The following is a 14,486-nucleotide window of genomic DNA, read 5'->3' on the forward strand; positions in this document are numbered from 1 at the left end:
AGGACGACCATCATGACTACCGAAAGCGACTGGCACCTGTCGCTCGTGCGCCCGGTGACGCCGCGCACCCCCGAGGGCTGCGAGGAGTGCCTGCGCCTCGGCTCCCCCTGGGTGCACCTCAGGCTGTGCCTGACCTGCGGACATGTCGGATGCTGCGACTCCTCGCCACTCAAGCACGCCCGCCTGCACGCCGCCAACGTCGGCCACCCCATCGTGCAGCCCCTCGAGCCGGGAGAGAACTGGCGCTGGTGCTACGTCCACGAGGCCGTGGTCTGATGACTGCCGCGGGCCCGGACGGGATACCCACCGAAACCCCCGATCAGCACGGCGCCTACCCCCGGCTGACGCCGGAACAGCTCGATGCGCTGGCCCAGTACGGCGAGTACCGCCCCACGCGGCGGGGCGAGGTGCTGTTCCGCGAGGGCGAACCGTGCGAGGAGTTCCTTGCCATCGTCAGCGGGATGGTCGAGGTCATCCACGACTACGGCGGTCCCGACCAACGCACCGTGGCGGTACACGGCCCCGGCCGCTTTCTGGGGGAACTCGGTCTGCTCGAAGGCCAGACGGCGTTCGACACCGCGGTCGTACGCGAGCCCGGCCAGGTCCTCGCGGTCCCGGTGGAGCGCCAGCGGGCCCTGGTGGCACGCGATCCGGCCCTCGGGGACCTGATTCTGCGTGCCTACCTCGGCCGCCGGTCCCTGCTCATCGGCCTGGGCGCCGGATTCCGGATCCTGGGCTCGTGCTACTCGCCCAACTCCCTGCGGCTGCGTGAATTCGCCGCCCGCAACCGGCTACCACACCGATGGATCGACCTGGAGAAGGACAAGGAAGCCGAGGCGCTGCTGCGCCGGTTCGGCATCCGTCCGGACGAGACCCCGGTCGTCATGTGGAAGGGAGAACAGGTACTGCGCAATCCCAGCATCGCGGACCTCGCCCGCCTCATCGGACTCCCCACCTCTGCGCACGGCGACGGTGAATACGACCTGGTGGTGATCGGCGCGGGCCCGGCCGGGCTCGCCGCCGCCGTCTACGGCTCATCCGACGGCCTCGTCACCGTAGCCGTCGACGCCATGGCCACCGGAGGCCAGGCCGCCACCTCCTCGCGCATCGAGAACTATCTGGGCTTCCCGTCCGGGATCTCGGGTGGCGAACTCATGGAACGCTCGGTGCTCCAGGCCCGCAAATTCGGCGCACAGCTCACCGTCCCCGCCGAGGTCACCTCGCTCGAACCGCGCGACGGCCGGTACGCCCTCACCTTCGCGGACGGCTCCGAGATCCAGGCCGCCACCATCGTCCTGGCCTCGGGAGTGCGCTACCGCAGGCTCGACGTCCCCGGCATCGACCGGCTGGAAGGCTCCAGCGTCTACTACGCCGCCACACTCCACGAAGCCAACCTGTGCCGGATGGACCCCGTGGCCGTGGTCGGCGGGGGCAACTCCGCAGGCCAGGCGGCGCTCTTCCTCGCCGAATACGCACCCAGGGTGTATCTGATCGTCCGCAGCGGCGACCTCGGCAAGGACATGTCACGCTATCTGGTGGACCAGGTGACACGCCATCCGAAGGTCGAGGTGCTGACCCACACCGAAGTGCGCCAGGTCAACGGAGAGGGCACCCTTCAGTCGTTGACCGTGGAGGACAACGCCTCCGGCGACCGTCGCGAACTGCCGGCCCGCGCCCTGTTCGTGTTCATCGGCGCCCGGCCGCACACCGAGTGGCTGAAGGACGTGGTCGCGCTGGACCGACGGGGGTTCGTGCTCACCGGCGCCGACGCCCGGGCAGCGGCCGACGAGAACATCTGGGAATCGCTCGGGCGCGGGCCACTGATGCTGGAGACCACGATGCCGGGTGTCTTCGCCGCGGGTGACGTCAGGAGCGGGTCCGTCAAGCGGGTCGCCTCCGCCGCGGGGGAGGGCGCCATAGCCGTCCGACTCGTCCATGAACACCGGGCCCAGGAAGGCAATCTCGTCCGCGGGTCCGGCGTGAGCGAGCCTCGGTCCGCGCCGGCCCAGTCGGTGTCCTGACGCCGTCCCTGCCGCTGACGCTCGCCGTAGGCGGCCTGGAGGACCGCCCGGTCCCTCCAGGCCGACGCCGAGGGCGCCACCCGGCGTTCCCACGGACGTGATGAAGCAAGCGAGGGAGAGGTAGCAGCCCGCGTTCAGCTCGTGCCCGGCGGTGGAAGGGGACGGCATGCCCGCGTGGGCTCTCGCGATACTCGTTCCGGTCGGTCTGCTGGCTATGGGCCTGGGGACGTTCTTGGTCTGAGCCCGCCGAGTCCGGTGACGCGCCCGCTTTCAGTTCGTGGGAGACGACGGAGCTCGATTTTGCCCTCTCGCCGGCGATCAGATCCCGCAGCGCCCGGTTGCACCTCTTCACCGGCGCCTGCCCGGTGCCCATGCGCTGGCCCTTGAACCACATCATGCCGAACTCGACCGGACCTTGCCCTGCGCCTCCAGCGCCCCTACTTCACAGTGACCGGGAACGGTGGTGCCGCCGCCGGCCCGCCAGGCGGAGCTTCGGCGCTCCGGCGGCGGAGCTTCCCGGTCCCCGTCGGCCCCCGACGCGAAAAACAGCCACACACCGACCGATCAGCGGAATCTCCGAACCCGGACGACCACCAACCGACGGCACATATCCGACTGAGGTCACCAGCTAGTCACCGTGGTCGCCTCGCAGCACGCTGCGACGTTCCTGTTCGCGCTTGGAGTAGGCGGCTGCCCGGATCGTCTCGTCGCTCTCCAAGCCCGATCCCAGCGCGCCGCCCACCGTAGCGACCGAAGCGACGAACCAGGACAACGTCCAGTACTCCGTGGCATGCAGCGGGGTTCGTGTCATGGAAGCGAACAGTCGGTCGTTGAGGATGAACAGCGCCCACACCCAATTGATGACCATCAAACCCACGTAGCACACGAGCACCCCGATACCCACGGTCACGACCGTCGAGGCGTTGTAGAGAGCCGCCCTCTTCCTCGCCTCTGGCGAAACCTCATCCGTTCGATGCCACAGGTTCGCGTCCACGATCAGCCAGCCGATCATGAGCGCGACAGACCCGACCATGGCGATCACGAGGCGTGGCGTGTCCAGGGACGCGGCCAGGCTCCAGACGGTGGAGTTCACGGTGGCGACTGCTCCTGTGGCGAGTGCGGCCGCCAGGGCTTTCGACAAGCCCGGTACCAAGCGCCACGGCCGGTTGGCGCGGACCATACCGAGCAGCACCCTCAGGTAACCGCCCGGTCCGCTGACGACGTACCGGAGATCGGCGATCTCCTCCTCACCGACCTGGCCCGGATGGATAGGCGCGAGACGACCGATGAAGGGCCCCCGCAGCGGCTGACTTCCCGGAGGCCCCTCAGCCCCAGTGGCCTGCGGGCCCGCCAAGCTGAGGACGGCTTCTTCCACGGCCTGCCGTGCCCTTGTCTGCAGCCGGAATCCCCCCAGCCCAGGAAGAGACAGCAGCGCCAAGCCGTGTTCGTGACTCAGATCCACCACGAGCTTGCGCCCGTGGGAGTGCAGCGGCAGGTCGGTGAGGGCCACGACGATGTCCCAGTTCTCCTCACTTCCGCGGTCCATGATCCGGCGCATCAAGGTGGGCGGGTCTTCGGTCCCTGCGGTGAAGGGCTCACTGACCACCTCAACGTCGAACCGTCGCTCCTGGCCCCACTTGTCGGCGAGCCGGGTGGGCAGCATCCGGGCCATGCGCTGGGCGATCTCCGTCGGCGCATGCGGATCCGCCAGGAGAGCCACGACCGTAACGCCCCGAGACGACACCCGCATGACCCCTTCTGGTCGGCTAGCCCCGCGATCCCACGTGCCCACAGGATGCCCCCGAGGTGACGTCGACGCGGCGTGACGCGCTGGCCCGCGCCGGCGGGTCAGGCGGTACGGCCGGATCTCCTCGTCCTTTCCGCACAGGGCCTGCTCTCATTACCGGGCCACCATCGCGTGCGTCACCGCGAGCACCCACTCCGGCAACCCTCGGCCCGCACCACACGGCCGCGACACCGGCCACCCGTTTGGTGTCCGACCTGGAAGGACGGATCGATGCGTACCCACTGCACGTCAGGTAACGGCACAGCCCAACCGACGATCCCGTGATCCAAACGAAATGGCCTAGTGCAAGCTCAGCCGCGGGGCCCCATCCGGGTCGAGTGTGGCGAATTCGGGTCCCGCGCCTGAGGCGACGTCCCGCCCAAGCGCTTCGGCTCAGCAGTGGGCGGTTTCTCGGCGTCGGCGACGTCAACGCTCAGGCCGTACACCATGTTGGTCATGAGGGTTGTCCTCTTGAGAGAGGCAGATTCAGATGGCGGTGCGGCCGCCGTCTACGGCGATGGTCGCGCCGGTGATGTAGCCGACCTCTGGAGAGGCGAGGAATGCAACGGCCTCGGCGGCGCGCTTCATCGCAGTGGTCTCGGCGAGCGCGTCGAACAGGTCGCGGGCCTCGAGCCGGGTGTAGACCGGGCCGGGAGCGACGGTGTTGAAGCGGACGCCGCGGCCGCTGTACTCAGCCGTCCAGGCTTGCGTCAGCGACGCCAGCTCGCCTTGGTGGCATGCGGCGGGTGCCCCGCCCGCTGAGGGCGCCGAGGTCGTGCCTCCCTGACCGGGGATGCCGCCGCAGGCACTATGGCAGGCATGGCTGCACACCCTCTGACGGTCGGCTTTGACCTCGACATGACGCTGATCGACTCGCGCCCGGGCATCAAGGCCCTCTATCAGGAGCTGTCGGCCAGGACCGGCACCTTCATCGACGCCGACCTCGCGGCGAGCCGGCTCGGGCCCCCGCTGGAGGAGGAGATCCGCCACTGGTTCCCCGAGGAGCGGGTGGCGGAGACCGCCGCTCTCTTCCGCGAGCTGTATCCGCAGTACGCGGTCGCGGCGACGCCCGCCATGCCCGGCGCCCGCGAGGCCATCGACGCGATCCACGCGGCGGGCGGCCGGGTGATCGTGGTGACCGCCAAGTACGAGCCCAACGCCAAGCTGCACCTGGAACACCTCGGCCTCGACGCGGACGCCCTCTTCGGCTCCCTGTGGGCGGAGGGCAAGGCCGAGGCGCTGCGCAAGCACCACGCCCAGGTCTACGTCGGCGACCACATCGGCGACGTCGTCGGGGCGCACACCGCGGGCGCACTGTCCGTCGCGGTCGCCACCGGCCCGTGCGACGCCACGGAGCTGCGCAACGCCGGTGCCGAGGTGGTGCTCGCCGACCTGACGGAGTTCCCGTCCTGGCTGGAGCGCTATGTGGCGGGCGGGGCGGCGGACGGGGGCGACGGCGCCGCCACCTGACGGCGCTGAGCGGTGGCGGAACGGATCACTCCGGCCGCGGCGATCAGAAAGCCGAGGCCCCTCAGCATGCACATCCAGGAGAAGACGGACGGCAGCGGTTCGGTCCCGAGGAACAGCGGCGCCACCGTGGCGAGAGTGGCCGCTGCGCCGACCAGGAACATGATCGCGCCGATTCGGACCAGCAGATCCCCGGCCAGGGGAGATTCGTCGCGAGAGCCTCATCGAAGCGCCCTCGCCGTTCGGGGGCATGAGGTGGGCGGCGGCGCCGGCCAGGGTCGCCCCTGGCACCCGGTCCCACCGGTGCCCGACCGGCAGCGGCACAGGGGTGTGGACAAGGAGCATTTCCGGTGCGCGGCTCACGGCGTCGAATACGTCGCACGACCGCGCTCCAGGGCGACGTCCCCCTGCGCCACCAGCGACGTAAGAGGCGTACGGCCTGCTTCACGACCCGCACTTCGCGTGGCACGAACTGGTGGAGCGCTATATCGCCGGCCTCCCTGGGCGCATGTGCATCCGCAGGTGTTCATGGAGAACCTTCTGGGCCCCACACGCATGCGGGTGAGGATTACCACCTGTCCGCCGATCTCCTCAACGGCGCCGAGGTGGCCGCCGATAGCGGTCGTGGCCGATGCGCCCTGGCGCCCGTCAGCCGACGAACGTCTCGCGGCAGACACTAGGCGGGACTCCGGCATGCGCCTTGAAAAGGTTCCGGAAGTCGGCAGGGGTGCCCAGGCCGCAGTGGCGCGCGACGGCTTCGACCGTGAGGTCGCCGGATTCGAGGAGTTCGCGTGCGCGGGCAAGTCGGGCATCGAGCAGAAGTTCGCGAAGGCGGTGAGGACCCCTTGGCCTCCAGGAGCCTGCTTTTGACCTTGGGGAACTGCCGGCCGAGCATGTCGGCGACGGTGCCGAGCCGGGCACGGACGGACTCGGCGGTGAGGCCGCTCCAACTTGAACCCGATCGGCTGAGGTTGCGCTTGTGGACCCAGCCTGAGATCGACGCTCATCGCGCGCTCTCGCCGAACGGGCTGATGGCATGCTGGCAGCGGGAGTTCGCCCGTGATCCTGGAAGGAGGGCGTTCGTGAGCGTTGGGTGCGTGCAGCGGCCTGAACGTGTTGCTGTCATCGGAGTGGGCATTCTCGGAGCCAGCGTGGGATGGAACTTGTCGCGGCACGGGGCCGCGGTGGTCTTCATCGATGCGGGTCAGCCAGGCGAAGGGGTCACCAACTGGTCCTTCTCGTGGGTCAACGCCAGCAACAAGACCGAGCTCAGGTCCTACTTCGACCTGAACGTTGCGAGCATGGCGGCGTACCGTGAGCTTGCAGGGACCATCGGGCCAGGCTCTTGGTGGCATCCCAGCGGCCACCTGCGCTGGGCCGGCGACTCCGCAGCGGAGGCGAAGCTCCTGGAAACGGCGGAGCTGCTGGCCGGCTGGGACTACAGGGTCGAGGTGTACACGGGGGCCGAGGTGCGCCGTCGCCTCGAACCCGCTCTCACGGTGCCCGGCAGGACTCCGGTTCTGTTCTACCCCGACGAAGCATGGGTGCACGGACGGCATCTCGTCGGCCGCCTGGTCGGCCGAGCCGTTGAGTCCGGCGCCGAACACCGTTCCGGCACCGCGGTCTGCGACATCGGTACCGGCGCCGACGGGAGCATCCGGACAGTGACTCTGTCGGATGGGAGCCGTCTCGACGTCGACGCCGTCGTGAACGCAGCAGGCCCCAGCGCCTCCCAGGTCGCCGGGCTCATCACACGGCACCTGCCGATGTGCCGAGAGCCCGGCGTCGTCACCCGGATCGGCTGTGCTCAGGTCCCGGTTCACCGGGCCATGCACGCGCCCCACATCGAGATCCGTCCTGACGGAGATGCATCAGTGGTTCTCCACAGCCGCGAGGTCGACGCACTCATCGACACGGGTGAAGATCCAGCGGAACTCGCACGGCTGCTCCACGAATCGGCGAAGCACGTCGTTCCGGAACTCGGCAACTCCCGCATCGCACAGACACGGGTAGCCCACCGGCCCATCCCGGCCGACGGATTCCCCTCGGTGGGAGCGGTGCCTTCTGTACCTGGCTACTACGAGGCTGTCTCCCACAGCGGCATCACGCTCGGGCCGGTGATCGGCAGGCTGCTTGCTTCAGAGATCCTCAGCGGGAAGAGGGACAAGATGCTTGCGGACTTCCGCCCGGAGCGGTTCCCCCAGTGAAAATCTGCCTCACATTCATGACTGAGGGATGGACCTGGACCCACGGTTCGTAGTCAACTCGCTGGGCCCGCCTCGGCGCCCTGCTCCGGCAACGCCTGTCCGGAGTCCGCGTAGCGCATCGCGGGCTTCTCATCCCGTCCTGAACTGATCATGGAGCTCACTGCCGCTCTTGCCGCGGCCACAAAAGCGGCGATCGCCGGATGAGTACCGCCGCCCGCGCGGAAGGCGACCTTCGACCGACGGAACAACGGCAGCTTGTTCAGCACCACGCCCGTGGGGCTTTGTGCAGTGGCCATTTCCGGCACAAATCCGGCCCCTTGCCCGGTGGCGGCCAGGGCCAGCACGGTGCGGAAATCGTTGACCTGGTGGCGAATTCTCGGCTGGAACCCGGCTGCCTGGCAGGCGCGTACGGCCATTGCGTGACCGGTCGTGCCGTCCCGTGCGGTGATCCACGGGGCCTCGGCATAGGGCCCGAGCAGCTCTGCCAGCGTGTCGCTGCCGCTGCCGCCCTTGGTCGCGGCATTGGTGACGAGGTACATCGGCTCTTGCAGCAGAGGTACCTCGTCGACTGTGGTGTCCGGTGACGCGGGTACGAAGTCGTAGTCGTGGACGAGGGCCACGTCGAGTTCGCCGGCTCGCAGGCCGTCGGAGACGCGGGCGGAGTCGATTTCTTGCACCATCGGTTCCAGCGCGGGATGGCGTTGGGCCAGCTCGGCCAGCGTGGCGGGCACGATGGTGTGGCCGCCGGAGGGGAAGGTCCCGATACGCAGTGGCCCGCCGATGCCGTCCCGCGCGCCTGCCAGCTCGGCGACCGCCAGCTCGAGGCGTTGCAGCACGGCGTCGGCGTGTGCGACGAGGGACCGGCCTGCGGGCGTGAGGATCACACGCCTGCCGCTGCGTTCCAGCAAGGCCACGCCTGCTTCGCGTTCCAGCACACCCAGCTGCTGGGAGACGGCGGATGCGGTGAAGGTGAGGGCCTCGGCCACGGCCGCGATAGTGCCCCGCCGGTCCAGTTCGCGGAGAAGGTGGAGACGACGAACATCAAGCATAAGTTCAGCTTAGGCATGAAGGTAGAAATCAGAAATGGATCTACCGGGTCAGTGTGAGCCAGGGTGGGACCATGAAGCCCGATCCGATCTTCAACGGCCTGTACGTCCCCTTGGTGACTCCGTTCACCAACGACCTGCGCTTGGCCCCCGATGCACTGGCCCGACTCGCCGACGAGGCGCTGTCGGCCGACGCCTCCGGACTCGTCGCCCTCGGCACCACCGCGGAATCGGCCACGTTGAGCGCGGAGGAGAAGCAGACCGTGGTGCGAATCTGCTCCGCCGCCTGCCGCGCTCACGGCGCCCCGCTGATCGTCGGGGTCGGCACCAATGACACCGCCACCGCCATCGAGTCGCTGCGCGAGCTGGCGGCCACCGGCGACGTCGCCGCGGCGCTGGTTCCCGCGCCGCCCTACATCCGGCCCGGTGAAGCGGGGACACTCGCGCATTTCACCGCGCTGGCCGAACACGGCGGCATGCCGCTGATCGTGTACGACATCCCCTACCGCACGGGACAGACTCTCAGCGTCGGCACGATCGCAGCACTCAGCCGACTGCCAGGGGTCGTCGGGATCAAGCACGCGACCGGCGCAATCGACGCGACCACGGTGGAGTTGCTCGGCTGTCCCCCGCCCGGCTTCGCCGTGCTCGGTGGCGACGACGTCGTCCTGTCACCGCTCGTCGCGGCGGGCGCCCACGGCGGAATCGTCGCATCGGCCAATGTGCGCACCGCCGACTACGCCGAACTGATCTCGTTGTGGCGCCGCGGCTCCGGTGCACCTGCCCGCAGGCTCGGGGCCGAGCTGGCCCGGTTGTCCGCTGCCCTCTTCGCCGAACCGAACCCGACAGTGATCAAGGGAGTGCTGCACGCTCAGGAACGCATTCCCAGCCCGGCCGTCCGGATGCCGTTGCTGGCCGCTTCCACCAGTACGGTCCGCCGAGCGGCGCTCCTGACCAGCAGCCGTGTACCCCACGTGTCCCCAACCTGACCTCAAGCCAAAGAGCGCATGCGACTGGGGCGGCCCGACTGGTCACTCCAGCGAGTCCACCGACACGGTCCAGTTGAGGGCTCGTCCGCGTCGGCCTGGGCCATCAGCGCGGTGAAGACTCGCTCCCTTGCCGTCGATGGCCCACACCCGCAGCCGGCCGTAGACGCCTCGCCAGTTGCCGTATTTCTCCGGCAGGTGGACCCACTGCGTTCCGGTCTGGAACTTGAAGGCGATCGCGTCGATCACCTAGCGGTGGTCACGCCAGCGTCCACCCCGCTTCGGCGTCCGGCCCGGAAGCAACGGCTCGATTCGCGCCCACTGCTGCACATCTGTTAACGGCACAGGACCAACGAGCAGCTGATCCAACCGAAACTGTCTAGGCTTCCGGACCAGACATTCGGCGCTGCCCCCATGGCCACAGTCCCGACCGTCGGAGCCTCGCCCCCACCCGACTACCACCAGCACTCGCCCACATCGACTGCACGCGCCCACCTGATGACCCATCAGGAAAGGGTCATGCGGCACGCCGCGGTCCAGATCTCCGCAAATGCGCTCGCTTCGAGCCGGCGCCCGTCCGGCTTCGCGGAGGCAGTTTGCCGGCGCCGAACCGGCAGGGCGGTCGCAGACACCAGGGTGGACTCTGGTGCGGGCTCCGCGGACAGAGTCCCTCGGGCTGGGCGCCGTCACCCCTCATGTCGCACACAACCAGGACGCCGGTGGTCGAGATGATGGCCCTCGCGATCACCTCGCCCCCATCCATCCTCGTGGCCCGGGTCTCCTCGGATCCAGTGTGCAAGGTGGCGGTCAAAGGTGCACATGACGGCTCCGGGCGGCCGGCGACATCATCGAGCCGCGCATTGCGCGGTGCGAATTCCTCAAGCCGCAAGTGACCGAGCCCAAGGAAGACGACCCGCCAACCCATTGCGCCTGAAGGTTGTCCCGTATGTCGGGGGCTGGCGCCTCGCGGAGTACTGACACTCGTTGTGACCTGGTTCGGGTGTGGGGGCGTTCGTGGTTGAGCTGCGGTGTGTGGCGGTCCGGAGCCGGCGTGCACCACGCGATACTCGGCGTTCGCACGGCTGCACAACTTCGCACTCAGCGGATGAGCTGGTCACGCCGCATCGTGAACTCCTCGCGTCCATCCGGCGTGGTGACGCCGTGCGGCGAGGTGAGGATGGTGACGGCCTCCTTGGTCTCCGGCAGAACGCGCTCCTCGGCAATCACGCAGCGCCCAGGCGGCAGTCGCGCAGGATCTTCCAGTTCTTCATGCGTGAGAAGACGTGCTCGACCCGGGCCCGGGTCCTGCGGTGGACAGCGTTGTCAGCTTCCCGTTCGGCTGTGAGTTGCTCCTGTCCGCGCCCGCGCCGGTGCGGGACCAGAGCTCCGGTCCCCTGGTAGCCGCCGTCCGCCAGGACCGGGGCGTCCCGGCAGACGCGGTCGACGCCCGACTCGGCGAAGGCCCGGCAGTCGTGGCGGTTCCGGGCAGCTCCTTGAAGAGAGTCGCGATCGACGTAGGGCTCCGGTCGACGCCCCAGTGTGTTCCGTTCAGCCGTCGTCGCGGCGCCACGAGGTCAGCGGAACGCCGTGCTCGTCCCACGTCTCCTCCTCGCGGAGTGAAGCGATGGCACTGTCGAAGAACTTTTGGGACTTCAAGCTCCCGTTGGGGTGCCACTCCTTGAAGTCGCCCCCAGTACGGCCATCCCGGGCAATCCCCTCGGAACGGAGCGTCCCGTCCTGGTACCACTCGTAGGACTGTCCGTTCAGGATTCCGTCGGTGTACTCTTCCAGGCTGATCAGTTGTCCGCTCTGGTACTCGGCTACTTCTCCGTGAAAGGCTCGCCCCGACAGAGCAAACGCTGAGCATGATCCATGTCGACGTTCGGATCATCAACGTCGATTCGCAGTACAGAAGCCATCAGGGGATCCAGTTCCAGTTCTCGTCACTCGGCGGGAAGCCGGTGAACCTCCCGTGGTTGGTGGGCAGCCCTTGCAGCATGTGGTTGCAGTTCGGGTAGAGAACTCCATGATCCGCAGGGGCCGTGTTCGCCTGCTTCCAGGACCCACCACCGACGTCGACCAACAAGCTGGGACGAGTCGGGCAAACACCGGTGCCCTGGGGTTGGAGCGGCCTTGCGCGACGAGTTCGGCGACGCTTGTCACCCGCAGAGCGGACCAGACGAAGTCGCAGTACTGCGATGCTGGACAACTGAGTCGGTCAGGGGGTTCGGGTGCCGGTCCTCACACCGGCTGCCGCCCAGTCTCCATCGTCTTCGGTGATGAAGTCGGTCAGCGCGGCAGCGACGGCATCGGGCTGTTCATCGGGGATGAAGTGTCCTGCGTCCGGCACGACGATCCCGGTGGCGTGGTCGGCCCACGGCCTGATGGAAGCTGCCATGTCGGGGATGGAGCCATGGCTGCTGGAGATCCCAAGAATCGGGACCGTCAGGCGCTGTTGTGCCAGCGCTTCGTGGTTCTTCTGCGCCGACTCGGCGGCGTCCCGGTAGTAGGCCAGGGATGCACGGAGACCGCCGCCGGCGGCCACGGACGCGGCGTATTGCTCAATTTCGGCGTCATCAAAGGTGTCGGAGGAGAAGGTCTTGACCTTCAGGAACCAGCCGACGTACTCCCGTTCGCGGCCGGCGAGCAGAGTCTCGGGCAGGTCGGGCACGAGGTGGAAAGCGAAGTGCCAGGTCTTCCACGCCTGCTCGGGGTCGGTCGGAATGGCGTCAGGGAGTGTGATGCCCGGGATGCCGGCGTCGAGCAGTGCCAGGCCACGCAGCTGGCGCTGGTACTTCAAGGCGAGGGAAAAGGCGACCCACGCGCCGATGTCGTGGGCGACCAGCCAGTATGTCGAGACTCCGAGCGCCTTGACCGCGGCGTGGACGTGCGCAGCGGCCGTGTGCGTTTCGTAGCTGATGTCCGGGCGTTCGGAGTGGCCCTGGCCCGGCAGGTCGATCGCGATGACCTGGAATCGGTCGGCCAGGTTCGGCATCACCTTGCGCCATGCCCACCAGGTCTGAGGGAACCCGGCGAGCAGCACGATGGCTGGACCGTCCGGCTGACCGCCTTCAACCGCGTGAAGCCGGACGCCGCCCGCGTCGACCCAACGGTGGGTGAAACCGGCCAGGTCGGGCAGCGGCAGGCCGCGGACCGGGTTGCCGGAGTCGCGGGGGGTGCTTGCGGGGTCATTCATGGTTCTCCTCCACTGGTGTGAGGTGTGTTGACGTCCACAGCGCGGCCTCAATGACGATCAACCCACGGCCGGGAGGGCCGTCCCGATGTCGCGTCGCACAAGGGCCGCAGGCATGACGATCTGCGCCAGCAGCGCGCCGACACCCACGCCGACGACGGCGAAGTTCGACACGCCCAGGTCGTCGCGCAGGAACGCAGGAGCCAGCGAGGAGAAGAACCCGTTGACGCCCGCGGAGGCTGCGACGAGCACGCCGGCGGCGACGAACGACCGTACCCGGCTTGCTCCGTCGGGAAAGACCGGGCGGCGGATACGAGGCTGCCGGCACGCCGTTCGGTTCTGCGGTCTCGTCGTGCAGACGAACGCGATGGCGCCGACCACGAGCACGCCCTGCGCGTGTCGCTGCGCTGTGAGGTTCGCGGGGTATCCGTCCATGAATCATGCCTTCACCCTAGCCCATCTTGAACTGCTTAGTTCAAGATGGGAGGATGGTCTCCACTAAGAAGGCAGAGCAGGAGGGAGGTGCCGGCATGGCAGGCAAGAAGCAGTTCGACATCGCCACGGCGCTCGATGCCGCGATGATCCAGTTCTGGCGGGCCGGCTACGCGGACACGTCGGTGGACGACCTGTCCCGGGCGACCGGGCTCAACCGCAGCTCCATCTACTCCTCCCTCGGCGACAAGGACACGCTCTTCATGCGCTGCCTGGAGCGCTACACCACGCGCTACGGAGACAAGTACGACGCCGCGTTGTCCTGCGCCGCCGACCGGCCCCTGGCAGCCGCGCGGGCGTTCTTCGACATCACCCTGGAACGCATCGCGGACCCCGGTCTGCCCGACGGATGCCTGGTGGCCCAAACTGTCATGACGACCCCAGTGCTGAGCGCGAGCGTCGCGGCGCGTGCACAGGAGGCGATCGGCTTCCAGCACACCCGGCTACGCGCCGCGCTGAAGGCCGGCCGGCTGGACGACGAGGCAGCCGAGTCCTTCGCGACCCACCTTGCGGCCGTGAACCAGTCCCTCGCCGTCATGAGCAGAGCCGGAACGAGCGCTGAGCGGCTGCGCGCCATCGTCGACGTGACCCTCGACGCACTTGCGCAGACTCTCGGCGCGAGCGACTGAGATTTGTCCGGCAAAGCCGACTTCGCCGTCTGCCTGAGCAGAACCCGCCGTGCGTCAGGGCACCGGTGTCTGCCCGGCTCGTCCCGAGCCCAGCATCTGACCGGGTGGCCCTACTCATGCGCGTACAGCCGTTCCCAGCGCTCGTGTCCAGCACGCCGCCTCTCCCACTCCAGGCTGTGGAGGCAAAAGGCACTGCGAGGGTCAGTGGTCACGGTCGTCGCCAGGCCGGCCGAGGATCACCACGCGCGCCGCGCTGCTCCTCATCATGTGCCGGTGGCCTGGTGACAGTCACCCGCCTGGGCGGTGTCGACAGCCCTGCCCCAACATGCGGATGGCTGACGACAAGATCCGGACCATACACGGACCTGCGCTCAGCCGACCGCAGTTAAACCCTCCAGTCCAGCAGGTCAGCACCGCTATGAGCTGTGTACCACCAACAGACGAAGAACGTGCTGGTGAGCTACTCGGCGAAGAAGCTGGGGTTCTTCCAGGGGCTCGAGAAAGGCGCCTGAACTGGGCTTTCCCCCTCAGGCGCCTTTCGCGTAGGGGTACGTACCCATCACCGTGACGGGTCCCCGGGTGCGGGAGGTCATTCTCTCAGCGCCTCTTAAGCTCGTGAAGCGAGCAGGCACTCAGCTGCTGTCACGGCCGGTGTGGGG

At 68.3% G+C, this 14,486-nt stretch carries 15 protein-coding genes and 3 pseudogenes; 6 read left to right on the forward strand and 12 right to left on the reverse strand.

Annotated elements, in window-relative coordinates; genetic code table 11:
* Positions 1 to 12 precede the first annotated feature (12 nt).
* Entirely contained in the window at positions 13 to 276 is a 264-nt protein-coding gene (locus M8I34_RS27095; protein WP_030082447.1) for a UBP-type zinc finger domain-containing protein, read from the forward strand.
* Positions 276 to 2,021: a cyclic nucleotide-binding domain-containing thioredoxin-disulfide reductase gene (locus M8I34_RS27100; RefSeq protein WP_250053505.1), complete on the forward strand. Its 1,746-nt coding sequence runs from the start codon at positions 276 to 278 to the stop codon at positions 2,019 to 2,021. The genes M8I34_RS27095 and M8I34_RS27100 overlap by 1 nt, the downstream gene beginning before the upstream one ends.
* A 253-nt stretch (positions 2,022 to 2,274) precedes the next feature.
* Here M8I34_RS27100 and M8I34_RS27105 read toward each other — a convergent pair.
* From M8I34_RS27105 to M8I34_RS27115, 3 genes and pseudogenes are all read right to left on the reverse strand, one after another.
* A pseudogene (locus M8I34_RS27105) lies at positions 2,275 to 2,477 on the reverse strand (aldehyde dehydrogenase); the annotation flags it as partial.
* 172 nt (positions 2,478 to 2,649) lie between these two features.
* On the reverse strand, positions 2,650 to 3,771 hold the full coding sequence (locus M8I34_RS27110) for a hypothetical protein (protein WP_284050856.1): 1,122 nt from the start codon (positions 3,769 to 3,771) through the stop codon (positions 2,650 to 2,652).
* 522 nt (positions 3,772 to 4,293) lie between these two features.
* Positions 4,294 to 4,638, reverse strand: a complete 345-nt coding sequence (locus tag M8I34_RS27115; protein WP_250053509.1) for an SDR family oxidoreductase — start codon at positions 4,636 to 4,638, stop codon at positions 4,294 to 4,296.
* Here M8I34_RS27115 and M8I34_RS27120 point away from each other — a divergent pair.
* Positions 4,627 to 5,277, forward strand: coding sequence for an HAD family hydrolase (locus M8I34_RS27120; protein WP_250053511.1), 651 nt, complete (start codon positions 4,627 to 4,629; stop codon positions 5,275 to 5,277). The genes M8I34_RS27115 and M8I34_RS27120 overlap by 12 nt on opposite strands.
* On the opposite strand, the gene M8I34_RS27125 is transcribed toward M8I34_RS27120, so the two are convergent.
* Positions 5,229 to 5,438 carry a hypothetical protein gene (locus M8I34_RS27125; RefSeq protein WP_250053512.1) on the reverse strand — a complete coding sequence of 70 codons (210 nt, stop codon included), beginning with the start codon at positions 5,436 to 5,438 and terminating at the stop codon, positions 5,229 to 5,231. The genes M8I34_RS27120 and M8I34_RS27125 overlap by 49 nt on opposite strands.
* Positions 5,439 to 5,922: 484 nt before the next feature.
* On the reverse strand, positions 5,923 to 6,093 hold the full coding sequence (locus M8I34_RS42015) for a helix-turn-helix domain-containing protein (protein WP_374210996.1): 171 nt from the start codon (positions 6,091 to 6,093) through the stop codon (positions 5,923 to 5,925).
* A gap of 263 nt (positions 6,094 to 6,356) precedes the next feature.
* Between M8I34_RS42015 and M8I34_RS27135 the strand changes: the two genes are divergently transcribed.
* Positions 6,357 to 7,481, forward strand: coding sequence for an FAD-dependent oxidoreductase (locus M8I34_RS27135; RefSeq protein ID WP_250053517.1), 1,125 nt, complete (start codon positions 6,357 to 6,359; stop codon positions 7,479 to 7,481).
* Positions 7,482 to 7,534: 53 nt separating this feature from the next.
* Here the strand turns inward: M8I34_RS27135 and M8I34_RS27140 are convergent, their stop codons facing one another.
* A complete protein-coding gene (locus tag M8I34_RS27140) occupies positions 7,535 to 8,530 on the reverse strand; it encodes a LysR family transcriptional regulator (protein WP_250053519.1) in 996 nt (331 codons plus the stop codon).
* A gap of 71 nt (positions 8,531 to 8,601) precedes the next feature.
* Here M8I34_RS27140 and M8I34_RS27145 point away from each other — a divergent pair, with 71 nt between their 5' ends.
* Positions 8,602 to 9,516 (forward strand): 4-hydroxy-tetrahydrodipicolinate synthase, encoded by a 915-nt coding sequence (locus M8I34_RS27145; protein ID WP_250053522.1) that lies wholly within the window; start codon positions 8,602 to 8,604, stop codon positions 9,514 to 9,516.
* A gap of 42 nt (positions 9,517 to 9,558) precedes the next feature.
* On the opposite strand, the gene M8I34_RS27150 is transcribed toward M8I34_RS27145, so the two are convergent.
* The 6 genes and pseudogenes from M8I34_RS27150 to M8I34_RS27165 all read right to left on the reverse strand — a co-directional run bounded on the left by M8I34_RS27150 (position 9,559) and on the right by M8I34_RS27165 (position 13,141).
* Positions 9,559 to 9,762: a transposase gene (locus M8I34_RS27150; RefSeq protein WP_250053530.1), complete on the reverse strand. Its 204-nt coding sequence runs from the start codon at positions 9,760 to 9,762 to the stop codon at positions 9,559 to 9,561.
* 849 nt (positions 9,763 to 10,611) lie between these two features.
* A complete protein-coding gene (locus M8I34_RS41445; protein ID WP_284050858.1) occupies positions 10,612 to 10,740 on the reverse strand; it encodes a hypothetical protein in 129 nt (42 codons plus the stop codon).
* Positions 10,741 to 10,748: 8 nt separating this feature from the next.
* Positions 10,749 to 10,994 (reverse strand): annotated as a pseudogene (locus tag M8I34_RS27155) (transposase family protein); the annotation flags it as partial.
* A 178-nt stretch (positions 10,995 to 11,172) separates the two neighbouring features.
* Positions 11,173 to 11,364 (reverse strand): annotated as a pseudogene (locus tag M8I34_RS42020) (toxin-antitoxin system YwqK family antitoxin); the annotation flags it as partial.
* A 367-nt stretch (positions 11,365 to 11,731) separates the two neighbouring features.
* Complete coding sequence (locus M8I34_RS27160) at positions 11,732 to 12,709, reverse strand: alpha/beta fold hydrolase (RefSeq protein ID WP_250053532.1); 978 nt, start codon at positions 12,707 to 12,709, stop codon at positions 11,732 to 11,734.
* Positions 12,710 to 12,766: 57 nt separating this feature from the next.
* The gene (locus M8I34_RS27165) at positions 12,767 to 13,141 is read right to left on the reverse strand and encodes a hypothetical protein (protein WP_250053535.1); all 375 of its coding nucleotides are present in this window, start codon (positions 13,139 to 13,141) and stop codon (positions 12,767 to 12,769) included.
* Positions 13,142 to 13,236: 95 nt separating this feature from the next.
* On the opposite strand from M8I34_RS27165, the gene M8I34_RS27170 reads away from it, so the two are divergent.
* On the forward strand, positions 13,237 to 13,827 hold the full coding sequence (locus M8I34_RS27170; RefSeq protein ID WP_250053537.1) for a TetR/AcrR family transcriptional regulator: 591 nt from the start codon (positions 13,237 to 13,239) through the stop codon (positions 13,825 to 13,827).
* Positions 13,828 to 14,486: the final 659 nt, after the last annotated feature.

This window comes from Streptomyces sp. MCA2 (assembly GCF_023544705.1).
GTDB classification, from domain to species: Bacteria; Actinomycetota; Actinomycetes; order Streptomycetales; family Streptomycetaceae; genus Streptomyces; species Streptomyces decoyicus.